This window comes from Neiella marina, from assembly GCF_002165625.1.
Taxonomy (GTDB): domain Bacteria; phylum Pseudomonadota; class Gammaproteobacteria; order Enterobacterales; family Neiellaceae; genus Neiella; species Neiella marina.
This window is the reverse complement of the sequence record NZ_NGNS01000002.1, coordinates 84,424-105,252: the sequence shown is the minus strand read 5'-3', so window position 1 is coordinate 105,252 and position 20,829 is coordinate 84,424. Positions and strand designations below refer to the sequence as shown.

18 protein-coding genes are annotated in these 20,829 nt (G+C 44.6%); 9 read left to right on the top strand and 9 right to left on the bottom strand.

The window, feature by feature from the left end; all coding sequences use genetic code 11:
* Nucleotides 1-16 precede the first annotated feature (16 nt).
* Both CBE68_RS02300 and CBE68_RS02295 read right to left on the bottom strand, forming a co-directional pair.
* Nucleotides 17-3,541 carry a helicase-related protein gene (locus CBE68_RS02300; protein ID WP_087504464.1) on the bottom strand — a complete coding sequence of 1,175 codons (3,525 nt, stop codon included), beginning with the start codon at nucleotides 3,539-3,541 and terminating at the stop codon, nucleotides 17-19.
* Nucleotides 3,541-4,419 carry a WYL domain-containing protein gene (locus CBE68_RS02295; protein ID WP_308477805.1) on the bottom strand — a complete coding sequence of 293 codons (879 nt, stop codon included), beginning with the start codon at nucleotides 4,417-4,419 and terminating at the stop codon, nucleotides 3,541-3,543. The genes CBE68_RS02300 and CBE68_RS02295 overlap by 1 nt, the downstream gene beginning before the upstream one ends.
* A 236-nt stretch (nucleotides 4,420-4,655) precedes the next feature.
* On the opposite strand from CBE68_RS02295, the gene CBE68_RS02290 reads away from it, so the two are divergent.
* From CBE68_RS02290 to CBE68_RS02275, 4 genes are all read left to right on the top strand, one after another.
* Nucleotides 4,656-5,582: a tyrosine-type recombinase/integrase gene (locus CBE68_RS02290; protein WP_087504462.1), complete on the top strand. Its 927-nt coding sequence runs from the start codon at nucleotides 4,656-4,658 to the stop codon at nucleotides 5,580-5,582.
* Between the two features lie 2 nt (nucleotides 5,583-5,584).
* Nucleotides 5,585-7,603 carry an AAA family ATPase gene (locus tag CBE68_RS02285; RefSeq protein WP_087504461.1) on the top strand — a complete coding sequence of 673 codons (2,019 nt, stop codon included), beginning with the start codon at nucleotides 5,585-5,587 and terminating at the stop codon, nucleotides 7,601-7,603.
* 35 nt (nucleotides 7,604-7,638) lie between these two features.
* Nucleotides 7,639-8,055 (top strand): hypothetical protein, encoded by a 417-nt coding sequence (locus CBE68_RS02280; protein ID WP_087504460.1) that lies wholly within the window; start codon nucleotides 7,639-7,641, stop codon nucleotides 8,053-8,055.
* A gap of 85 nt (nucleotides 8,056-8,140) precedes the next feature.
* On the top strand, nucleotides 8,141-8,545 hold the full coding sequence (locus tag CBE68_RS02275) for a DUF2787 family protein (RefSeq protein ID WP_087504459.1): 405 nt from the start codon (nucleotides 8,141-8,143) through the stop codon (nucleotides 8,543-8,545).
* A gap of 71 nt (nucleotides 8,546-8,616) precedes the next feature.
* Here the strand turns inward: CBE68_RS02275 and CBE68_RS02270 are convergent, their stop codons facing one another.
* The 3 genes from CBE68_RS02270 to CBE68_RS02260 all read right to left on the bottom strand — a co-directional run bounded on the left by CBE68_RS02270 (nucleotide 8,617) and on the right by CBE68_RS02260 (nucleotide 10,863).
* Entirely contained in the window at nucleotides 8,617-8,946 is a 330-nt protein-coding gene (locus tag CBE68_RS02270) for a hypothetical protein (RefSeq protein ID WP_087504458.1), read from the bottom strand.
* Between the two features lie 62 nt (nucleotides 8,947-9,008).
* Complete coding sequence (locus CBE68_RS02265) at nucleotides 9,009-10,292, bottom strand: tyrosine-type recombinase/integrase (protein WP_087504646.1); 1,284 nt, start codon at nucleotides 10,290-10,292, stop codon at nucleotides 9,009-9,011.
* Between the two features lie 295 nt (nucleotides 10,293-10,587).
* Nucleotides 10,588-10,863: a helix-turn-helix domain-containing protein gene (locus CBE68_RS02260; RefSeq protein WP_087504457.1), complete on the bottom strand. Its 276-nt coding sequence runs from the start codon at nucleotides 10,861-10,863 to the stop codon at nucleotides 10,588-10,590.
* Between the two features lie 141 nt (nucleotides 10,864-11,004).
* Here CBE68_RS02260 and CBE68_RS02255 point away from each other — a divergent pair, with 141 nt between their 5' ends.
* Complete coding sequence (locus CBE68_RS02255; RefSeq protein ID WP_087504456.1) at nucleotides 11,005-12,489, top strand: flagellin; 1,485 nt, start codon at nucleotides 11,005-11,007, stop codon at nucleotides 12,487-12,489.
* Between the two features lie 63 nt (nucleotides 12,490-12,552).
* Nucleotides 12,553-12,711: a hypothetical protein gene (locus CBE68_RS18685; protein WP_158100469.1), complete on the top strand. Its 159-nt coding sequence runs from the start codon at nucleotides 12,553-12,555 to the stop codon at nucleotides 12,709-12,711.
* Between the two features lie 26 nt (nucleotides 12,712-12,737).
* Here the strand turns inward: CBE68_RS18685 and CBE68_RS02250 are convergent, their stop codons facing one another.
* Nucleotides 12,738-13,232, bottom strand: a complete 495-nt coding sequence (locus CBE68_RS02250; RefSeq protein ID WP_143824465.1) for a hypothetical protein — start codon at nucleotides 13,230-13,232, stop codon at nucleotides 12,738-12,740.
* A gap of 347 nt (nucleotides 13,233-13,579) precedes the next feature.
* Here CBE68_RS02250 and CBE68_RS02245 point away from each other — a divergent pair, with 347 nt between their 5' ends.
* From CBE68_RS02245 to CBE68_RS19060, 3 genes are all read left to right on the top strand, one after another.
* Nucleotides 13,580-15,628: a DUF3987 domain-containing protein gene (locus CBE68_RS02245; RefSeq protein ID WP_143824464.1), complete on the top strand. Its 2,049-nt coding sequence runs from the start codon at nucleotides 13,580-13,582 to the stop codon at nucleotides 15,626-15,628.
* Nucleotides 15,629-15,710: 82 nt separating this feature from the next.
* A complete protein-coding gene (locus CBE68_RS02240) occupies nucleotides 15,711-16,958 on the top strand; it encodes a hypothetical protein (RefSeq protein ID WP_087504453.1) in 1,248 nt (415 codons plus the stop codon).
* A 13-nt stretch (nucleotides 16,959-16,971) separates the two neighbouring features.
* Nucleotides 16,972-17,247 carry an RNase H1/viroplasmin domain-containing protein gene (locus CBE68_RS19060; RefSeq protein WP_087504452.1) on the top strand — a complete coding sequence of 92 codons (276 nt, stop codon included), beginning with the start codon at nucleotides 16,972-16,974 and terminating at the stop codon, nucleotides 17,245-17,247.
* Between the two features lie 227 nt (nucleotides 17,248-17,474).
* Here the strand turns inward: CBE68_RS19060 and CBE68_RS02230 are convergent, their stop codons facing one another.
* The 3 genes from CBE68_RS02230 to CBE68_RS02220 form a co-directional block, all read right to left on the bottom strand.
* A complete protein-coding gene (locus tag CBE68_RS02230; RefSeq protein ID WP_087504451.1) occupies nucleotides 17,475-19,229 on the bottom strand; it encodes an ATP-dependent nuclease in 1,755 nt (584 codons plus the stop codon).
* A 104-nt stretch (nucleotides 19,230-19,333) separates the two neighbouring features.
* Nucleotides 19,334-19,927, bottom strand: a complete 594-nt coding sequence (locus tag CBE68_RS02225) for a hypothetical protein (RefSeq protein ID WP_087504450.1) — start codon at nucleotides 19,925-19,927, stop codon at nucleotides 19,334-19,336.
* A gap of 127 nt (nucleotides 19,928-20,054) precedes the next feature.
* Complete coding sequence (locus tag CBE68_RS02220; RefSeq protein ID WP_087504449.1) at nucleotides 20,055-20,456, bottom strand: hypothetical protein; 402 nt, start codon at nucleotides 20,454-20,456, stop codon at nucleotides 20,055-20,057.
* Between the last annotated feature and the right edge of the window lie 373 nt (nucleotides 20,457-20,829).

Here is a 20,829-nt window from a genome sequence, read left to right as displayed (position 1 = left end):
TTAGGGCTAAAATTCTTTAAACGCTTTGCTCTGCCGCAACGGCTTTTTCCAGCAAGTTATCCAGTTGGTAGTTAACACTAGCAACTTCAAAGTCAGGCTCTTGGGTAAACGGATTTCTCACATAGTACGGCCCTTCATATAAGTCCCCATCTACAATAACAATGGCTAACAGGAACTTATCTTGCTGGTTTAACGCATACATAATTTCGTTACGACTCACCGTAATGGTGGACTGCCCTTTTGCTCGCCCTTTCACTTCAATGTGCCGATCTTGCGCCACTTGTTCTAAGCCACCATGAGCCTTTGGGGGAACCCTTGAAGTAATATCCCAACCACACTTGTCGGCTGAAACATCTTTGGTGATGTGGCCTAATTGCGCCTCTGCCTCAAACACAGCATTCATAGCGACCTGCTCAACACGAGAGCGAGCTGCGGCATCTACTGTAAACTGAGACTCACCTTTTCTCGTGGCCAGTAACCCTTGCGGAATTACCAATGCACCACTAATTACGTTGGGAGTCGCTGAAACCACACTGGCCATAGCCGTTAGCTCTTTCTTACGCTGCTCCAGCCTAGTGGTTAGCTCTTCTACACGCCGCCTTGCCATTTCAGGCTGCATACGAGGTTGCTTGCCTGCTTTCATATCCATATCTAGCTTCAGGTAGCGATCCTGCCAGTAGTTAATCTCTTTGATCAGACGCTCATGCACGGCTGAAAGTATCTTTTCTGATTGCTTGCTACGTCGAGTTTTCACTTCGTCATAATGCTGAGGCACTATGTCCTGAGAAGCATAGTTTAGGGCGATTGCTTCCAAGTTAGAGCTGATCCATGGCGCATCCACAACATCTTGTACAAGCTTTCGGTCATACTCATCGATAGGGACTAGATCGAGGTGAGGGGCATATCCTGAATTGGTTGGACTCCCTGATTTGTCGATACTCACAAACCTTAACTGTCTGGAGATTGTAAGAGGTTTTTCCCCTTCACCTTCACGGACACTATGGTCAATGGTAAATAGAACCTTAGGCTCAATGCCATCGTCCGTTGGGTCCACTAGCACAGCGCCTTGCTTAAGCTTGCTTCGGTGGGCCGAGAGGACGAGATCTGTTGTTGCGTGCATTAACGGGTGAGATGGATGCACAAGAGCCGCCATAGGCTTGCCATCAACCCGAATACACTCTTTCTCAAAACAGATACGCTCATATTTTTTAAGTACCGGAGTGCGAGATTCTCCAATGACTCGATCATTGGCACGAATATCAGCCGGAACATGACGAATTTCAAAGCGATTGGCTTCACGAGCGCGCATCTCTCCGCCTAAATGAGAAAAGGCTTCTGTAAAGAATGCTCTAATGAAGTAAGGCTGAAGCTTACGAGCCTCTGCTTTTTCCATCTCCTCTTTCACAGCATAGAGATCTTCCATTGTCATATGCTGCTCACTCAAAGCGTTTCGCTTCAAAATGTCTTTAAGGTGCTCGGTATCGAGTGCTCCCTCAATCTTCTCGTTAAGACGGGCTTTTACGCTTGGGTCTTCCCCATAACGAATTGCCTGAATAAGTAAATCTTTTAGAGAGACGTTTTCAAAAGCTTCACCAAGAATATCGAAGACTCTGCCATCCAGAGCTTCACGCTCAACCTCTAACTTCTCAAACAGTCGTTGGAATACATCACCTTCTCTGGTCCCTAGCGCGACTATGTTCCATAGGTGGCACACCTCTGTTTGGCCGATACGGTGAATACGACCAAAACGCTGCTCTAAGCGATTAGGGTTCCAAGGCAGATCATAGTTAACCATTAGATTCGCATTCTGGAGGTTCACACCTTCCCCTGCCGCATCAGTGGCAATTAGAACGAGTAGCTCAGGGTTACTTCGGAACTCTTCTTGTATCTTTCTGCGTTCATCTCGGTTTGTAGAACCTGAAATGGTGTTCACCGCATTGGTGTTGCCTAACAGATCTGTGATACGAGCCTGCAAGTAGTTCAGAGTATCTTTATGTTCGGTGAAGATAATGAGTTTACGGCGATGACCGGCCTCAGTTTTCATTTCTGGGCGATCTTGAAGCAGGCTAGAAAGCTCTTCCCACTTTCTATCATTGCCAGAGTTCACCACTCGCTTGGCTTTGTCTTCCAGCCCCTTGAGAATTTCGATTTCAGCTTCCAATTCAGGGATGGTTTCAGCTGCCGTAGCCTGATCGACTAATTGCTCCGCGTACTCTTCATACTCTTCTGCTGTCAGTTCATCCTCAAGATCATCAATATTGTCAGGCACATCGACTTTGTACTTGCCATAAGTTTCAGCTACACCATGGCCTCGGTGAAGGATCTTTTCTTCATTTAGGCGAGATTCTAAACGCTTGCGACGTCGTTTGATGGACTGGTAAATAGCCTCTGGGCTGGAGGCCAATCGTCTTTGTAGTTGGGTTAATGCAAAACCAACGGTTCCTTTACGCTTACCTCCTACCGAATCAGCTCGATTCATCTCCTCTCGGACATAATCCGTCACCAAGGCATAAAGCTCAGCTTCTAATGGCGAAAGCTCATAGTTGACTGTATAAGCTCTGCGCTCAGGGAACAGGGGGGTACCGTCAAACTTCAGAAGGTCTTCTTTCACCATACGGCGCATCATATCGGTAACATCTACCTTGTGAGCGCCTTCTCTGAATTTCCCGTAAAAACGGTCACTATCAAGAAGAGACATAAAGAGTTGGAAGTCTGCTTCTTTACCGTTGTGTGGCGTAGCAGTCATCAGCAGGAAGTGCCGACTTACTTCACCCAATAACTTGCCAAGCTTGAATCGCTTGGTTTCATTAACCTTGCTACCAAAATAGCTGGCCGACATTTTGTGTGCCTCATCCACGATGATAAGGTCAAAGTCGGTACTCTTAAGTTTCTCTTGATAGTCTTCATTGCGAGAAAGCTGATCCAAACGAACAATCAGGAGATCTTGTTCATCAAAGTAGTTGCCAGAGGCACATTGCTCTTGTTTTTCTCGGCTAAAGATATCGAACTGAACACCAAATTTTTCTAGCAACTCGTCCTGCCACTGCTCGGTTAGAGAGCCCGGGGAAACCACCAAAATACGCTTAGCATCTGCACGCATCAGTAGCTCACGAATGAGCAAGCCAGCCATAATGGTTTTACCGGCCCCTGGGTCATCAGCTAGTACATATCGCAACGGTTGTTTAGGCAGCATATGTTCATATACCGCAGAGATCTGATGTGGCAGGGGTTGAACGCTGGAGGTGTGAACAGCCATCATAGGATCAAACAAGTGCGCTAAGCTGATCCGAAAAGCTTCAAGGCCCAGCTTGAACTCCGTGCCTGGAGCATCGAAGCTCCATGGTTTTCCTGCTTCAGCTAGAGAAAGTGTAGCTTCGTCTGAGCGGAACAACATTCGCTCCCCCAAACGTCCTTGATTAGTTTTGTAGACAACCGTTAGAGCCGCGTCCCCCACAGGATCAACAGAGACGATCTTAACAATCTCATTTTGCTCAACACCGTTGAGTTGAGCATCCTTCTTAATATCTTCAAGCTTCAGCATCAGCCTATATCCTTATGAATGAGCCTAGGTGCCATCGCTAAGCTGGCTATCCCTTCCAATTGTTCCAAGTTATTGAGCCGCAGTTGGTAACCCTCTGTTGAAGTAGCCTCAACAGAAGAGCAATCAACCTGCCATTGACGAAGCAGGTATCCAGCAAGAGCTGCACGTACATCGATAAGCAGTTTTCCATTTTTCATATCAAAATCCATTTCGATAGCTTTGGGGTGTTTGATGGATGGGTGAGGTACTATTTCAAGCTCTAGAATAGAGTTCCAATCCGTATCGTTCGCTTCTGTTTCTTGAGCTTTAACAGGAGCATGAACTTCTACAATATTTTCAAACCTTGAGCATACAAAATCCCTAAAGCTCGATGTTTTCCGGTCATATGCTCGTACATGCCAACGATGCCCGTTGTCGATAATTGCATGAGGTACGATGGTGCGGCTTGATGCTCCTGATGACAAGGAGTGATATCGGCATTTGACAGCTGAGCCCGAGTTTATAGCACGCATGATAGCAGCTACCACTTCAGACTTAGGGTGAATTAGGCGAATGGCATTAATGCAATGCTTAGATGACTCAGTTCCCCCTGAAATTCCATCTCCAAACCCTCTCGCTAGAGCAGAAAGAATGACCTCAGGGTCATGCTCAAATAGTGGTTCAAAATCAGCCGTCCTCAAATACTGCTTGCTCTGATGAACCAAAGTTGCATTGTTTGGCGCTAGCTCTCGATATAAGGAGAGATCCCTTGAGCAACTTGCCAAGCCTGTACGAAATTTTTGGACCAGATCAGCTCTAGCTACCTGCCCAAAGTATTGGAGGCAGAAATCAATGAAAGCAAGGCGCTCTCTCTGGGCAAAGTTAAGATCTTCGAGCACTATATGAGCACTTTGTGTAGGTGTTTTTGATGGGATGAATGTACTTTGTAAGACTTAAGCATGCAATCATTTTGATAATATCTTTTTGATTAACTTTAATTAGATCAAATCATTTCTTAATCAATAGGCACTTAGCACCTAATTAACTTTACTATCCCCATCAAAAACAGCCATTTAGACTATTCATACCTCCTGATACCTTTATATCAACAACTCATTGATTTGCGGTATCTTTCATGCAAAACAAATCCCCTACTTCGCTCTATCTTGAGCGCTTAAAAGCAACCGGCAGGGCTGCGATTAAAAGTCAGCTCAAGCAAGCACGAGACTATTTTGAATGGCATGGCCTTGTTGAGAAGCAGCCCTTTCACTCACTGTCTTACATTCAAATCGAAGCGCTGAAACAGGCACGACTTGTCGAAGGTGCATCCGCTCGCTCGATTAACCATTTACTGTGTGCAATTCGGGCGATTACCAAAATTGCATTCTTGTCTGGACTTGTGACTGAGAAGCAATGGCTACAGGTGCAAAGTATCCAGCGATTAAAGACCTTTCCGACAACCAAAGGCGCTGCGTTGGCGGCTGATGAAGTGTGTGAATTGCTATCGGTGTATCGACAAAACAAGCGATTGGTGCCAGTTCGTAACACCGCCATTTTAGCGATGTTGCTATCGACCGGTCTTCGGCGCTCTGAGCTAATTGCATTAAAGCTCTCTCATTTTTGTGCTGAAGAGTTAGCGATTGAAGTCAAACACGGCAAGGGTGGTAAGCCTCGTGTGCAGTACATGCCGCAGTGGGCGGCTGATGATTTGGACAACTGGCTTGAAGTGCGAGGCTTGGGTTCGGGTTATTTGTTTAACCCATTTTTAGGTGAAGAGCCGCAATTGCATCGCAAGCTCTCGGCCACGTCGATTTACAACATTGTCAGTCGGGCAACCGAAGATTTGTTGGACTCTCGCTGCTCACCCCATGACATGCGGCGTACTTATATATCGCAGCTTTTGAATGAAAACGTGGATTTACTGACGGTCTGCAAGATGGCCGGTCATTCAAGTGTCACCACCACCCAAATCTATGACAAGCGTGATGAGCAAAACTTGATTGCATCAGGGCGTGGTTTGAGTTTTTCGGGTGGCACTAGCAATCGTCGTCAGCGGAGGTAGGCATGTTTATTTCACGCAAATACCATCAGCTCATCACTCAATATCTCATCAATGCGCTGGCCTCATCTGACTATGATGCTGATTCACTTGAGAGTGTGAATTGCAAAGACTTCTTGCGCATGACAGGTCATCACGTTCGATTAAAGCCAGACGAATTGTTTGACAAAGAAAAGCTCCTAGAGACGCTCTCAAGCTTTCGCTTCAAGACGCATGACACAGATGTGCTGAGTAGCAATTGTGAGCTGCTAGGGCGCCATATGAAGCTCTCAGCAGCAAGTATTGAGTTGCTTAAGTTACTCGTTGTGATGAGCTGCAATTTTGAGTTTGGCGATACGCTTGCTCGCGCATCTCTCTCTGATGATGCGACACAGCTCATTGCCGATACGGTGAGCTTGTCATGTGAAGCGCTGGTTGCTGCAACACGCGAGCTAAAGCAATGTCCGTTGTTTAACAAAGAGCGTTTTGCGCCTAATTCTGCATTCGACAATTTATACCCTGTGAATGCGGCCTTGGTGGCACAACTCTCAAGCAAACGGTTTGAGTCATATGATGAGCTGGTGCAGCAAATCCTATTGGTGTCGCCCAAAGCGGAATTGCAGTTAGACAACTTTGCGCATGTTGATACTGACATCATGGCAAGCTTGCTTGAAGTCGCCAAAGTCGAGCCAATCCAAGGGCTCAACATCTTGCTATATGGTCCTGCGGGGACGGGTAAAACTCAGTTGGTTCGCGCTATGGCTGAGGCGCTGAGTTATCCGCTTTATGAAGTACACCCGATTGGTGGTGACTCAAATGCCATCAAGCAGGAGTATGACGAGCTAACACCCAGCCCTTGTTTACGGTTGCAGCACTTGCAGTTAATCCAATCGCTTTGCTCATCGCAAACCCAAGGCATGCTAATTGTCGATGAGTGCGAAGATATTTTCTCGGAATATCGCTTTGGCTCCAAGCTATCAAAACTCACCACCAACAGTTTGTTGGAAGACAATGCGCTGCCGACGGTTTGGATAACCAATGATGTGGAGGTATTCGAGCCAAGCCATTTGCGACGATTCACTTATGTTATGGCCGTTGATAAGCCACCACGCGATGCCATTGCTAAGTTGATTCAATCCACGGCCAAAGGACTCAGGTTATCGAAACCCTTTGTGAATGAGCTGGCTAAGAGCCCATCAGCCACACCTGCCACCATCACCAATGCCTGTCAGGTATCTCGATTTGTTGGCTCAAAAGGCAGAGCCGCCGAAGGCATTGTCAGTCAAGTACTGGATAACCTTGATATGGCATCCGGCATACCTCCAACGAGCCGTTATAAAAACGCCATGGCCTTTGATGAGCGGTACGTAAATCTCACCACGTCGCCCAATCAGCTCAAGCAAATCAAACGTGGCGCAGAGCAGTTGATGGACATACGGGTACTACTGACTGGTCCCCCAGGTTGTGGCAAAACTGGCTATATCCACTACCTAGCCGATGCGCTTAACCAAGAGTTAATCACGGCCAAATGCTCAGATATTTTGGGTAAGTATGTGGGGGAGAGCGAGCAAAACGTAGCCAAACTGTTCAAGCGAGCGACCAACAACCAAGCCACCTTGTTTTTGGATGAAGTCGATAGCTTGCTCATGTCACGTGATGCACTGCAACGAAGCCATGAAATCCAACTGGTGAATGAGTTCTTGCAACAAATCGAGCAGTTTGAATACCCGCTCTTTGCGGCCACCAACTTTGCCAAGAACTTAGACCATGCAGTGGCAAGGCGATTCGATTTCAAGTTGGCTTTTGATTACCTAAAACCAGAGCAATCAGCGCACTTGTTCAAGCAAGTACTGAAATCCAAATCCACCAATGCAATAGAGCGCCAACTGAAACAGCTCAAACACTTAACCCCCGGCGATTTTGCCATCCTAACCAGAAGGAGTCGTTACGCAACCAAACCACTAACCGCTCAAGAAGCACTGACCCTCCTTGAGCAAGAAAACAATCGGAAACAACAACCCCAATCCATCGGCTTTATTAACTAGCCACACCAAACGACCAACACAAACTGGAGCCCATCATGGCAACAAAACTATTGAGCAAGCTCAAGGCATCTGCACGCCCAGAGAATTTGAAAGATAACCCGTTACTTCGTAACCGAGAGCGTTTACTAAAGCGCCTCAATCAGCAGCTAGACCTCGCCAAACTTCATATCGAAGGCAAACCTTTACAACGTGAAGTTAGCAAGCGCATCAAGGATGAAGAAACCGGCGAGATGGTTTCAAAAACTACCACCAAAGTCGTTCGCCCTTGGTTTTATACCCGCAATAACTGCCTCTACTTTGAGGTAAAACACAACAACCAACCGCTTGAAATAGCCAAGGGCATGCATGCCTTTGAGGTGGGCCCACCCGAAAACCTCATCCCCACTATCGAAACAGTCATTGAAGCTGTTGTTGCAGGAGAGCTAGATAACTTCCTAGAGCCAGCCAAGTAACGAATCCACCAATCCAGCAACTCAAAATCCGGTAGCGACATTGTCGCTACTGGCCTTTTCCTTAAATTAACCAAGAGACAACACCATGATGACCGTAAGCACATCACTGCCACTTCCTGTATCTGAGCAATTCGCAAGCCTATTAGCCGAGCAGCTCAAAAACGTCACCAGCAATGCTGTGACCCTAAATTTCAGAGATGAATCCTATGATGCCGAATCAGGTGGGTTCCGACCTGTCGAAATCAGGCTAGAGCGCCATCTCAGCCAATGGCATATCCAGTACATTACGGAGTTCTGCTATGTCGGTATTGGACCCTTTGCAGAGCTAACCAAAAGCCTCGACTTCGATTTTAGCTGCGGTATTTTCCAATCTATAATTGGCGAATGCGCTATTGAAAAGGGAGCAGGTATGTATGTGGTCTGGGAGCCGAATTTCTTGAGCTATTGGCAAGAAATGGAAGCTTTTAGTCTCACGATTTGCTCTGACTAAAGTTAAAGCAGAACAAAACAAAATATAGACAAACAACTGCTACGTATCATAGCTCAGTGCCCCCTAACAAATTATGTATTTAGGGCTCTGAGAGCAATAACCACTTCCTCTACAACTTTGTTTAAGCTAGACGGATGAATAGGACGACAAGCTAAAACAGGCTTGTCGTTTAACTTCAATAAATCCTGCGAGATGTGCCTGCTCAAGCGTTCAAATTGTTGGATAGCCGCCTTTCCTCGAATATACAATTCGAAATGGCTTTGGTGTTTGTGAATGGCTAATCGGCATTCTGCTGGCCCTGTATTTGGCTGTATCCGAACAGCATCCTTTGCATTGGTAAATTGATTTAATCCAATCAACTCAAATGCTATTTTGGCTAGCTCTCTATCTACGTTATTCATGTATGACCGACCTTGTTCTATCTAATTAACCGCACTCTAGTACAATTGAAAGAGTTGACAACTTAGATACAGCCCCGCCGCTTATAATTCGCTTCCCATGTTTTGTACGTTTCGGCCCATTTGTCCCCAATAGCCTGCTTGTGTTTGGTCCATTTCTTCTCGATTTCTTCTTTTGCAGGAAGATCAACTCCGGAGAGCTCTTTGGTATACATGCGCGGAATAACATGGCTGTAATGCCGTTCAATCATTTCGGTGCTGGTACCGCATTGGCGCGCAAGCACCTCAATCGGCACAGTTTGGGCAATCAATTCCCAAGTTATGTAGGAATGTCGCAATGAATAGAGAGTTCGATTACCTGACGGTGATTTTTCCAGCCCAGCCTTCTTAACCGCTTCAGCAAATGAGCGGCCAATTCGTGAAGTCGTTGAGCCATCAGGTAACGTAAACAGCTTGTCGCTTGCCTTGCGGTTTGGAAATCGGTTCACCATATGCCGAACCGTCGTTTCCAAGGCTTTCTTGCACACAATTTCTCGAGTGCCAGTGTAGAGCGTAGTTTTACCTTTTCTAACTGAGATGTGAAACGTTGCCTTGTCACCGTGGCGCTCGATGTGCAGATCTCCCCAAGTTAGGTTATCTAGCTCAGAGCCCGGCCTCATTCCGGTGTAAATCACAAACTCGGCATAATCTTCTGTTAGCTGTCGAATATGGCGAGTCACTTCTTTGTGACTGTTTTCCATCATGTCATACAGGGCGTCCATAACCTGCTCATATTCTTGTGGCGTGAAGTGAGCACGACGCTGAGGCGCTTCCCCTTCTGACGTATTCAAATCGGGAACTTGGTTGGCCAACATCCACTTATTTTCGATAGCTTCCTTGAACACCATCTGCATAGCCGCATTGTGATTAAGCAATGTCGATTTGGCAGGCACTCGCTTCATTTGAGCGATACGCCAAGTGTTGAATTCCTTGAGCTTAGTAATGTCGATGGACGTAACATAAAGACGGTCGAAGAAAGGGATGTGGTACTTGTTGAGCACTTGGATATAGTTACGGTAGATCTGCTTACCAACACCATCATCGATGGCTTGTTGCATGCTGGCGATAGCTTTTTCGGCTACGTCCCTGAATCGTTTGGACTTCACTAGCTGGTTTTTCTCGGACAGAATTTCCAGCTCCATTTGCAGCCGGTAGGCCATCGCAATGGCTTTCTCTTTTTCCTTTTGCTTTGTAGTTTTGCTATACCACTTACCTGCCACTTTGATACGGGCATACCAGCGTTTGCTGTTATCCTGAAGGTAGACGTATAGTTCGTCAGAAATGTCGTGTCTGTCTAATTGATTCGCCATGAAGAAGCTCTTTTCTGCAAAGTTTTTGCAAAGTCTTTTCATTGTAAAGTAATCAATTAATTTTTAAAGAATTTCCTAACGACACCGCATTGAAAATCCCCGTGTCGGTGGTTCGATTCCGCCTCTGGGCACCACTACAATAGGCCCTGTCCATTTGGACGGGGCCTTTTTGTATCTAAACTTTGCAAGCTTTTACCCCTCCCCTACTCTGTTTAATAACGACCAAGAACAACAAAACTACCGCCCTACTTTCAAAGAGCAGTATCGATACACGTACTAGGGAAATTGCTTTTAGTTAGGTTTCTGCTTTCGTATCAGCACGAAATTCAGGTATGGGGTGGGTCATCAATAACTCGATACCTTCTCTGGGGTCTAGTTCGAGTACTTCACAAAAGCGAACGTATTCAACCAGACTCAGTTTCTTGTCAAACGTTTCAATCTTGCTGATGTAGTTGTGACTCGGATATTTCAAAGCACTAGCCAGCTCCTCTTGCGTAACGCTCTTAAATTTGCGCTCTGCCGCAAGCCAACCAATTAGCTTTCTGTAGTTCGAATCGTATATCGCTTTCATGTGCGCACAATATGCGATCAATACAAATGTACCATTTCGGTACAATTCGGAATGTTTTTTGCTTCTTAATACCCATAGTCAAAAAAGCGGCAATGCCCTGCCGGAACACGAGAAGCAAGAAACGGAATTCGAAATTAAGCTATGACCTCATCAATCATTACCAATTCGGCAGCTATTAACGCTCAGAGGAATCTTCGGTCAACGAGTGATGCACTGAACACCTCGATGACTCGGTTAAGCTCAGGCTTGCGCATAAATTCAGCAAAAGATGATGCTGCGGGTATGCAGATCTCTAATCGGCTCACGTCCAACATCAATGGAATGAGTGTGGCGATCAGAAATGCCAATGATGGTATCTCGATGGCACAAACGGCAGAGGGGGCGTTACAAGAGACAACGAACATTCTGCAACGTATGCGCGATTTGGCCTTGCAGTCTGCAAACGGCACTAACTCAGCAAGCGATAGGAAGGCGATTCAGGAAGAGATTGCTCAGCTACAAAAGGAAATTGACCGGATTGCCGAAACCACAACATTTGGCGATCAGAAGTTATTAGATGGTTCATTTGGCTCTAAGGCATTTCAGGTGGGTGCCAATGCCAACGAGACTATCGATGTCACGATTCCCGATAAATCAGCAGATGAATTAGGCTCCTATGCTTGGGGAGCCAGAACTGGTTGGGGAAGTGGAGGTTTGTTACCTGACCCTTTTTTGGCACTCAGTAATCCTCAAACATTTTGGATCGAGGGCTACAAAGGCGATGCCGAAATATCAGTTCCAAAGATAACTGATTCAAGCAGTCGCTACCTAGCAGATCAAATCAATCAATTCGAAGAAAGTACTGGCGTATCGGCTTTTGTATACACCGATGTCGCCATACACGCATTCGGCAACGCGGTTAACGATCCAGATAGTGTAAGCTTCGACATTACAGTTGGCACAGTAACCACCAGTGTCGTCAATGCCACCAGCCATCAAGACATTATTAATCAGATAAACCGTAACTCTTCCGAATCAGGCATAACCGCATCATATGAATCGAATATCATCGGTTCATCAAATCCCGGCGTTGTAATTCATGAGCCTAACGGGGAAAACGTGCATATTTCGCAAGCACAAGTAGAACCTCCCAGCGCAACTGCTGTGTACGCAAAACCTGCACCAAGGCACGATCAAATCACTAGGAATGTGAATGGGTACCCTCTAGCCCTGTATGGAGTGACTTTTTTCGGCATACTAGAGCTTGATAGCGATAAGCCCTTCACCTTCGCAGAAGGCTCACCAAACGGGCATTACCAAATTGAAGATTATTCCGTGTCAGATATTGATGTATCGACATACTTCGGAGCCCAATATGCTATTGGTGTCATCGATGATGCGCTCCAACAAGTCGATAGTACAAGAGCCCAGTTGGGCGCAGTACAAAATAGGCTGCAACATACAATCGCTAACTTGTCGGTAACTGCCGAAAACTCCGAAGCCTCCCGCAGCCGTATTCGTGATACTGACTTTGCTAAGGAAACGACTGAACAGGTCAAACAGCAAATCTTACAGCAAGCCGGTACATCGGTACTGGCACAGGCCAACCAACTGCCCCAAGCAATGCTATCGCTTTTGAACAACTAACAACCCTAACCTGCTATAATCTTCCAAGCTCAAGGAATGGGCTAACAAAGATAAGGAAACATCATGGATGACATCTACGCTATTCCCCTCGACCTGATCTGCCACTGGATTACCTTGGCTAACCAGAACGACTTCTTCGCTGTTGCCAGATTAACTGAGTTGTTTGGCTCTGTGGATGAAGCCCAAAAATTCTTGGATGAACGATCAAGGCCAACTCAGTAAGCTATTGCCCAAAAAACATATGAAAGCTACTTCCTAAATTGAAATTCGAAGTATATGTCCAGACCCCACATGACTTTACCATTACGATATTTTTGATTTCCTTTTTCAAACTTGATGAATTGATAGTCCCGAAGGGTATGCAGGTGCTTCTGAATGGCTTGCCTACTAGGAGCATCTTCCCGCTCATCAATATTGCTCTCACAATCAAACTTTGTGTAATGCCCTTTAAAATCACTGTAAAATGCATACTTCTCTGCTATGACTTCATAAGTACCTCTAAGAAACAGCGGCTGATGAACATCCTTTGATGCAGCCAGCCATTTTTGAATAATGTATATACCAAATTGAAAAGTTGCTGGAGGTATTATTGCCTCCTGATTAGGTCTGCTCGGGTAATTTCTAGCCCACATCAAACTTTTAATAAACTTTGAGGCTTCCCTAGATTTGCTTTGGCTATAACAGTGCACTCGTCTTAGCCGCGTTGCTTTTTTATGAACTTTTTTTGTGTCTTCGCTTTCCACTAATAGACCCTCTAGTTATCCGACCACACTTCACCTGCGAGCAGTTAAGTTAGAAATTCTGCCCCACCTACTTTTCTTAAATAGTAGCATATAACCCCACCCCCGTTTGTCATTCAAATGGATGCCATTAGCATCCATTTGATGCCTATATTAAATCAGCAAATTAGCTAGCCTGTGTGCGTTTCTCAAAGTTAATTCCAATACCCTTATCAGCAGGCTTCTTGTGAGGCCGGAAGTACTGAGCAAGCACTTTTGCCAGCTGGACAGGTTATACCCTCATTCTATTGGGGACAAAAAACTTAACTTTGACCGTCCAAAAAATTCAAATAATAGAAAGAGATACAAGTATGACAACGCTAAACAGTCGAAAACTCCAAGCTCCCCAAAAACAGCTACTTAAAGGGCCATTAGTAGGCGTTTCAGCTGGGATACAAATAGTTAGAAACGGTAAAACAATCACAAAATCGGCGATACATCAGGCTGAGGTGGAACGACAGCAGAATAAATCCGATGGGCAATTACCTAGAATCATAGTTCCCAAAAGATCCTGTCTCGAAAGGGGGGTTCTTCTTTACAAGAGAGATTTTTCAAGTGCCGAAGCCGCAAGCCTAGAAAGAGCTAGCTCACTTACTCCTTATAAAGAGTATGGGTCGAACAAAAGGTACACTGAGTATTATTTAATAGACATCAGAAAAGTCGAGAACCTTGAAAAGCTAGATTATGAGCTTTGTGACCCTGCGGGGGAGTTCAAACTACAGCCAACTTCGCACCTTCCATACCCCTCAGAAGAAGGCGTTTTATCCAAGCATGGAGCATACAACACTACCGAGAATACTGACAAAGTCACTTGTGCGAGTAGTCTCATAAAGAAGCATAAGTTGGACATTTGGTGTCATCCAATTCCCATTGAAAACACGTCAAACCTCCCCCGCTACAGTTTGAACAATACTCCTAAGCCTTTATCCGCAATAACGAACTGCCTAGCAAGCAGCGTAGGATGTCCACCGGAGTTTATTGCAATTTCTGCACTGACTCTGTTGGGAGCAGTAATCGGTCACAAAATACACATTCAGCCTACGACAGACATTACGTTCATCGCTACATGCACCCTTTGGGGGGTTCTAATTGCAGACCCTGGCGTCAAGAAAACCCCTGCAATGGAAGCTGTCCTCAATCTCATACAACCCGTCATTGAAGAGATTGAGGAGGTATATAAGCACGAACGAGAAAAGCAAAAAAGCAACGAAGATGTCCATAAATTAGTGCATCAAATCACCTTAAGTATGGCCAAAGAAATCATTCAGGAAGCAGCTTTATTCGGAGATGAGAGAAAACTTCAAGCAGCACGGCGAGAAGCTGCTAGGTTACTTCAGCCAGTACACCAAAAAGCAATTGCCTGCCCAAAGAAACGTTTAGTTGCTAGCGATTTTACCTTTGCCTCATTATTCAATTTACTCACCGAAAACCCCAACGGCATTTTGCTATTTGTTGATGAAATCATTGGACTTCTTGCAAAAGCCAGTCGCAAGGGAAATGAAGAGCTAAAAGGGTTACTGCTACAAGCTTTCAATGGATTCGGCATTTTCGAAGTAGACAGAGCAACACATGAACACCAATCAACTCAAGATGCCAATGTTTGTATTCTAGGGTCTATCCAACCTGGAAAGTTCGTTCCCTATTTACAGTCTGCACAAGAGGACTGCCTAGACAATGATGGGTTTATTCACCGTTTTCAACTAATGATTTATTCAAGTGCCGATGATTGGTCTTCAGCATGCTCCATCAAAAACCCCCAAAAAGTCATAAATAAAATTCAATCTATGCTCAAAGATTTGGTGGAGCATCATTTCTTTGATGAAAATACTCCGTTCAAGGAGCGAGTAGTTCCATTCTCGAATGATGCACAGGCAGTATACGATGAGTGGTGGGAGGACTTCTCAAAGCAGTTCGATAATATTTCGTCGGGAGCAGTCAAGGCTCACTTTCGAAAGTTCCAGCCGTTGCCAGCAAAAATTGCTTTGATTTTTACGGTTATCGAATCCTATAACTACACCGAACGTCACTTCAAACCGGTCGAATATGTAGCACTACCGGAGCTGGAAAAGGCTATCGCTTTTACCGAATACCTCGCTAAACATGCGCAATACCTACTCGACACATCTCAAACAACATCTCAGCTAGATGCGATCCGCCTAAGTGAAACCCTGAATTCGTTTGAAGGAACATTCACCCGCCGCGATGTAAACCAACGCAACCTCAGCGGTATTCGTCGCGATACCCAACGTGCACAGTCTGCCCTCAACTATCTCGTTGAGCATAACTGGCTTAAGTGTAAACGCGTTGGCCGCACAGAGCGTTACGTTGTCAATCCACACATCAACAAAGGCTCTGATTAATCAGAACTCACAGTACTCACACAAATGAGCTGTGAGTACTGTGACCGCTTTTTCAATTATGTACCGGTCAGGACAGAGCAAAATGGACAATATTCAACGCATTAATACAGACGCTATAAGTACTAATACATCATCAGTACTCTTAACCACAGGCTCACTCTCAATGGGTCTAGAACAATACATTAAGTCAGCCTACAACCCACTGAAATCGGCTGCTTCACGTTCTATTCTTGATAGTTCTAACAAAGCTAACAAGCTATATGCGCTCGACAGCTGGTTGGCTAACAATCCCGCTAACTTCGTGAGAAGTCGCAGCGAAACCCTAATACTTCATGATTTACAGCAAACCCAATTTGCTCACCCTGAGCAGTATTGCTTAATTCCTTTTGTAGACAAGTTAGCGTTCACTATTGACCTTACCGAGGAGCAGCTGGAAGATCTTAAAGAGGCTATTTTATCCAGCATAAGTAATACGGAGATAAACATCGTCGGCAGAGGGCCCGCCTCTGTATTGCCGAATAACAAAGAGCATTACAAATATCACATTCGCTTTACGGTAGGCGATAACCAAAGCCAGATTATTCTCTATTCCGGTCTATCCGAAACAACCCAGCAAGTTCGCCCACACCAGCGACTATGCAAGATAGTTCTTAATCCCGCCCGCTTTAGTTCACTACAGCTAGCCCTTTTTTTTCAATTGATGAAAAGTTGCGGAGCGTTTGATTACGCAAAGGTGATGGCTGAGGCCAACGTAACAACAATCGATACGGCGTTAGATCTCGTTGGCTATCCACCCTGTCTATTACTTTGGGACAAGCCCAAAGTAGAGATTATCGATATCTGGCATAACCAAGCGGATGGGCAAGTCGAGCTTGGCACCGCAATTCTTGGAGCTACGGATGGCAGCCATAGCAAGGCATATAACAAAACAACGCAACTGCTACTTAAGGCCAACTATCCATTCACTTTACTGAAAGGCTTCAATGGGAACGATATCAACATTACTCGCTTTGAACGTCACTACAAGACTAACGGCGGCAAAGCCATCATTATCGATACGCTTGAGAAAACCCCCTACATACTGAGTGACACTCAGTTTTACAGCCCAACGCTATTGCGCGAACTCAACAAAAAGCAGCGCAAGTTTGTGCGCCAATACGGGTTTGTTTACTGGCTCCATGTCATTGCTAAAGAGCAAACACGGCAAGCAGTCCTAGAGCTGATGCCTTTGTATCAACTACATGTCAACCACCAACCCCTTATGCGTAGCCAGATTCAAGTCTTAGAGCAGCTGAAGGGAATCATTTTAACCCCTTGCAACTACCTATAGCAGGAGAGCAACTATGCAGTCGAAATGTACTTCTTACGAAAATAACGACCACCCAAAGAAGTGGTATGTAGTATTTTTGGGAAATAAGCCTGGAATTTACAACTCTTACAGAAACGTTATGAAATATATAACGGGATATCAAATGCCTAGCTGGAAATCATACGATACTTATGAAGAAGCTGAAGATGCATTTGAGCGGTACTGTGAAATCCGAGATGTTACCAGCAAGAAAACATATGTATGGGGCGCTGGCTTAACACCTCCTAGAAGTTTAAGAACCAGTGACTAAACAAGAACGCGCCATCGGAGCTGATAGCATAACTAGGCTTGACCAAAGCGGGCTACTACGACCCTCTCGGCATAATTGATAGAAGGAATTCAGGTGGCTTTAATCTCTATTAAAGTCACCCTACTTCATCGATATCTATGAAACTTTCAGAGAGCAGCAAATCCTCTGAAACTCTTTTCTGGTCAAAATCGAAGTACGAGCGGAAGCCAAAGTCACTTGTTAAATGTCTAGTTTCGTAGCCACTCAACCAGATCTAATATTGACTGGTGATCTGGGCATGACGCAGCTAAACCATTTTGATTTACATTACTCTTGAATAGGGCCCATGCACTTTCATCCTTAGATTGAATACCTATATGAGCTTCAATTGAACCTAAGGTCCAAAGCCAAATCCCTTGAGCTTTTAGAGCATTATGTAAAGTGAGTATTTGAGGTTTTGCAACGGCATCATTTGCCAGAATTTCAAACGCTCGTGCCGCTGTACAATGATCGCTTTTCTTAGGGAGACCGACACCATTTAAAGCAATGTTATTTGCAGGAGCGATTTGAGCTAAACGCGACTTAATTGCAACTACTTCAGGTGATGTTGCACCAACAAAACCATCTCGAATAGCACCTGTTAACCCATAGTCTAAATCACATATTGCTTTTGCGGGCAGATCCATTGCCGCCAAAATTTCTAATGACTTCTTGGTGTCATTTACACCACTTTGAGCTACCAATGCATGTTTCTCTTGCCCCATCGTTTTGGAACAGGCTTGTTTATACAAAAATGGAAGTAGCCTAAGTTCGGTCTTGCCTTCAGTAAGAACAACATTTTCAGCAAAGAGAACTTGGGTTGAGTGGGAAAGGCTAAATAATTGCTCCATTTGATGAACAGAATTTGGCACAACCTGTTGTATTGCGTCAGATAGACGCAACCTAGTATATGTGCCTTGCTGATCATTCTTACGCATAAGTAAGGTTGTTTCAGCCAGTTCAGGCGTAACCATCTGTGCTGAGTGAGTCGTAATAAGCACCTGATAACCTGAGTTTGACAGCGAAGATAGAGCCTCTCTAACTTGCTCAATTGCAAAGGGATGTAAATATAGCTCTGGTTCATCGATTAGTAGCAGAGTAGTTAGCTCAGGAACATTACGTTTAATTTCTGCGAGGTATTGGACTAATGCCATTTGGATAGACCGTTGTGCACCGTGGCCATAAGACGCAAAGTCTCGACCATCACCTTGTCCCTCAAATACCTTTAGTGTTCCAGCTTTGATTAAGTCATCAATCGTAGGCGTTTCGAAATGTAACTTTACAGTCATTCCAGGGAACAATTCAGCAACCTTGGCATTAACTGTAGTGTCGATATTAGACAACTCCCCAAACCTCAAGTCACCATCACTTGAGATTCTTCTGCTAACCTCGGATAAATGAGTATTGAGATCTTGCTCATGAGCTTGTCTAACTGGTTCAAGAAACTGCGCTAATAGTTTTCCTATGGTTGTAGTATTTTTCGATTTCGATGCATCCTCGGCCGCGTTTTCCATTGCTCCAATACGGATAGGTTCAGGGAGTAATGCATTTATAGCATTGTCTATTCCCGTTGGGTTAACAACCCATTGACCAGTGGCAGGGTCTTTTACTGATAGTTTAATTTCAGCTGCTTTAGCTGCTGGCACTAGCTGAACTCGTTTAATACTAAGCACATCATTTTCAACGTACTTCTCGACCGACTTCTTTTGCTTTTCAGGCATGCTATCTAACAAAGCCTGTGAAACACCTTTAATCTCTGCCTCAACTTCAATTGGATTGGCAGGCTCGTTGAAGTCTTTTTCAGACAGACTCGACTTTCTAAGTAACCATTGTAGTGCCGATAAACAATTTGATTTACCAGCGTTGTTATAGCCAACCAAAGGAGTAAACCCTGAAAGCTGCAAACTAGTATTGATGCATGACTTGTAATTTTTGATCGTTATATTAGTTATGTTTAGAGCCATTGCTCCTCCTGATTGCTATACAATCACCAAAAGACATTTTACGCCTCAATAACCGGCAGCATCTTGGCTGCTCCGGCGCCAAACGTGCGTAGTTGATTGATTTATTAAATGCTGATGTTGATATTTCTACCTAACCGCTCAATGTCATGCGCCAATACAGTTAGCCCGTTGCTTGCATACACGATATGTTGCTGACCAAGAATACCTGACTCATTAATTGCACCTATGGCCCTTTCTAGGCTGACCTCAACGTTCTCGCGATCAATTTCAACACTATCTAGAACCTCGTTAATGTGCTGCTCAACCTGAGGATTATTAAATTTAACTTCTATCGGAGGTCGTTGTTCATCGTTGTGTATATGAACATGATTATGAATATGCCGAGTTTGAGAGCTATCGAAGTATTTATCGAGAAACTTGAGAATAATGCCTGTTGCAACACCTGCGGCGACGGTGGCGATAAAGCTGCCTTCTGAAAATTTCTTTAACTTGAGTTCATCCTTATATTTTTTGCCAAAAGATCTGACAGTGGTTGGGACTTTCTCATTTTTAAGTTCTTTTTTAGATGTGATGTAGGCAGTTGAGTTTGCAACTGCTTGAAGATCGATAAGCGCATAGCAAAGAGAATAAATGCTATCGAACTTTTCATTAAGCCGTATTTCTACGTCAAACCTTTCATCTAATGTGATTTTTTTCACATGACTTCCTTGGTGCGTATAACTCCCTGTTAGGGGGTGACAAAATGTAGCGGCGATTTAGGGCTAAACTTGCGAAGCACCAAAACTAAATCACCGCATAGTTTTGGCATCCTGCTTGAACATTTTGTTAAGTGCCTACGATCTTTGAAGCCAAATATAAACTTGTAGAGACAATAGCAACACCTAATGTCACATAGGACATATGAATAAGCCAATACCGTATGCTTTTGAATTGCTCATTTTTATCCCAGCTTTGTTCAGCCTTTGGTTTACCAAGCTCTTTGGCTAAAGAAAAGAAGCGCTGAGCATCAATTCGCAACTCATAAAGACACAAAAATACTGTTAAAACAAAGGAAGCAAGCGCAATTGAAAGTAGCCACTTTTCTGAACAAGAAAGAGGGGCTTTGTCGGTTTTAGTTAGAGCCAAAAAGAAGATGCCCGTAGCACCTGATGAAACAGACAAAATATATGCTCGCAACCTATTTCCGGCATCTTTGGCTAATTCGTGATATTTGGTAATCTCGTCCATGAGTTTCCTTGTGGGCACTCAACTCTTAATAGGTATACATGTATCCCTAAATGGATATTTGGAGGGTTTTCAGACAGGGTATACCTATCACGCTTTTGGCGTTCCTCGCCGGATAGGTATAATTGATTGAATCCCTTCGCTTTGTTCCAGTGTACGCCACAGCCTTTCAAAATCAACGACAACTGACTGTTGATTGATTTAGATCTTTATTTTCAAGAGTACTATGCAGTTGAACACTGTGAACATGGGTGACTTTAATGTGCATTAAAGTCACCCTATTTTCTGAATGCGCAGTTACACTTGTTCAGCAGCATTTCTAAAAATGCTCAGCTCTCGACTTGCAAACAGTAATTTGATGCTAGTGAAAACAACT

What these genes read in the sequence shown, in the direction of transcription:
- CBE68_RS02300 (WP_087504464.1), bottom strand. Translation starts at nt 3,541, where the DNA reads ATGCTGAAGCTTGAAGATATTAAGAAGGATGCTCAACTCAACGGTGTT.
- CBE68_RS02290 (WP_087504462.1), top strand. Translation starts at nt 4,656, where the DNA reads ATGCAAAACAAATCCCCTACTTCGCTCTATCTTGAGCGCTTAAAAGCA.
- CBE68_RS02285 (WP_087504461.1), top strand. Translation starts at nt 5,585, where the DNA reads ATGTTTATTTCACGCAAATACCATCAGCTCATCACTCAATATCTCATC.
- CBE68_RS02280 (WP_087504460.1), top strand. Translation starts at nt 7,639, where the DNA reads ATGGCAACAAAACTATTGAGCAAGCTCAAGGCATCTGCACGCCCAGAG.
- CBE68_RS02275 (WP_087504459.1), top strand. Translation starts at nt 8,141, where the DNA reads ATGATGACCGTAAGCACATCACTGCCACTTCCTGTATCTGAGCAATTC.
- CBE68_RS02270 (WP_087504458.1), bottom strand. Translation starts at nt 8,946, where the DNA reads ATGAATAACGTAGATAGAGAGCTAGCCAAAATAGCATTTGAGTTGATT.
- CBE68_RS02265 (WP_087504646.1), bottom strand. Translation starts at nt 10,292, where the DNA reads ATGGCGAATCAATTAGACAGACACGACATTTCTGACGAACTATACGTC.
- CBE68_RS02260 (WP_087504457.1), bottom strand. Translation starts at nt 10,863, where the DNA reads ATGAAAGCGATATACGATTCGAACTACAGAAAGCTAATTGGTTGGCTT.
- CBE68_RS02255 (WP_087504456.1), top strand. Translation starts at nt 11,005, where the DNA reads ATGACCTCATCAATCATTACCAATTCGGCAGCTATTAACGCTCAGAGG.
- CBE68_RS18685 (WP_158100469.1), top strand. Translation starts at nt 12,553, where the DNA reads ATGGATGACATCTACGCTATTCCCCTCGACCTGATCTGCCACTGGATT.
- CBE68_RS02245 (WP_143824464.1), top strand. Translation starts at nt 13,580, where the DNA reads ATGACAACGCTAAACAGTCGAAAACTCCAAGCTCCCCAAAAACAGCTA.
- CBE68_RS02240 (WP_087504453.1), top strand. Translation starts at nt 15,711, where the DNA reads ATGGACAATATTCAACGCATTAATACAGACGCTATAAGTACTAATACA.
- CBE68_RS19060 (WP_087504452.1), top strand. Translation starts at nt 16,972, where the DNA reads ATGCAGTCGAAATGTACTTCTTACGAAAATAACGACCACCCAAAGAAG.
- CBE68_RS02230 (WP_087504451.1), bottom strand. Translation starts at nt 19,229, where the DNA reads ATGGCTCTAAACATAACTAATATAACGATCAAAAATTACAAGTCATGC.
- CBE68_RS02220 (WP_087504449.1), bottom strand. Translation starts at nt 20,456, where the DNA reads ATGGACGAGATTACCAAATATCACGAATTAGCCAAAGATGCCGGAAAT.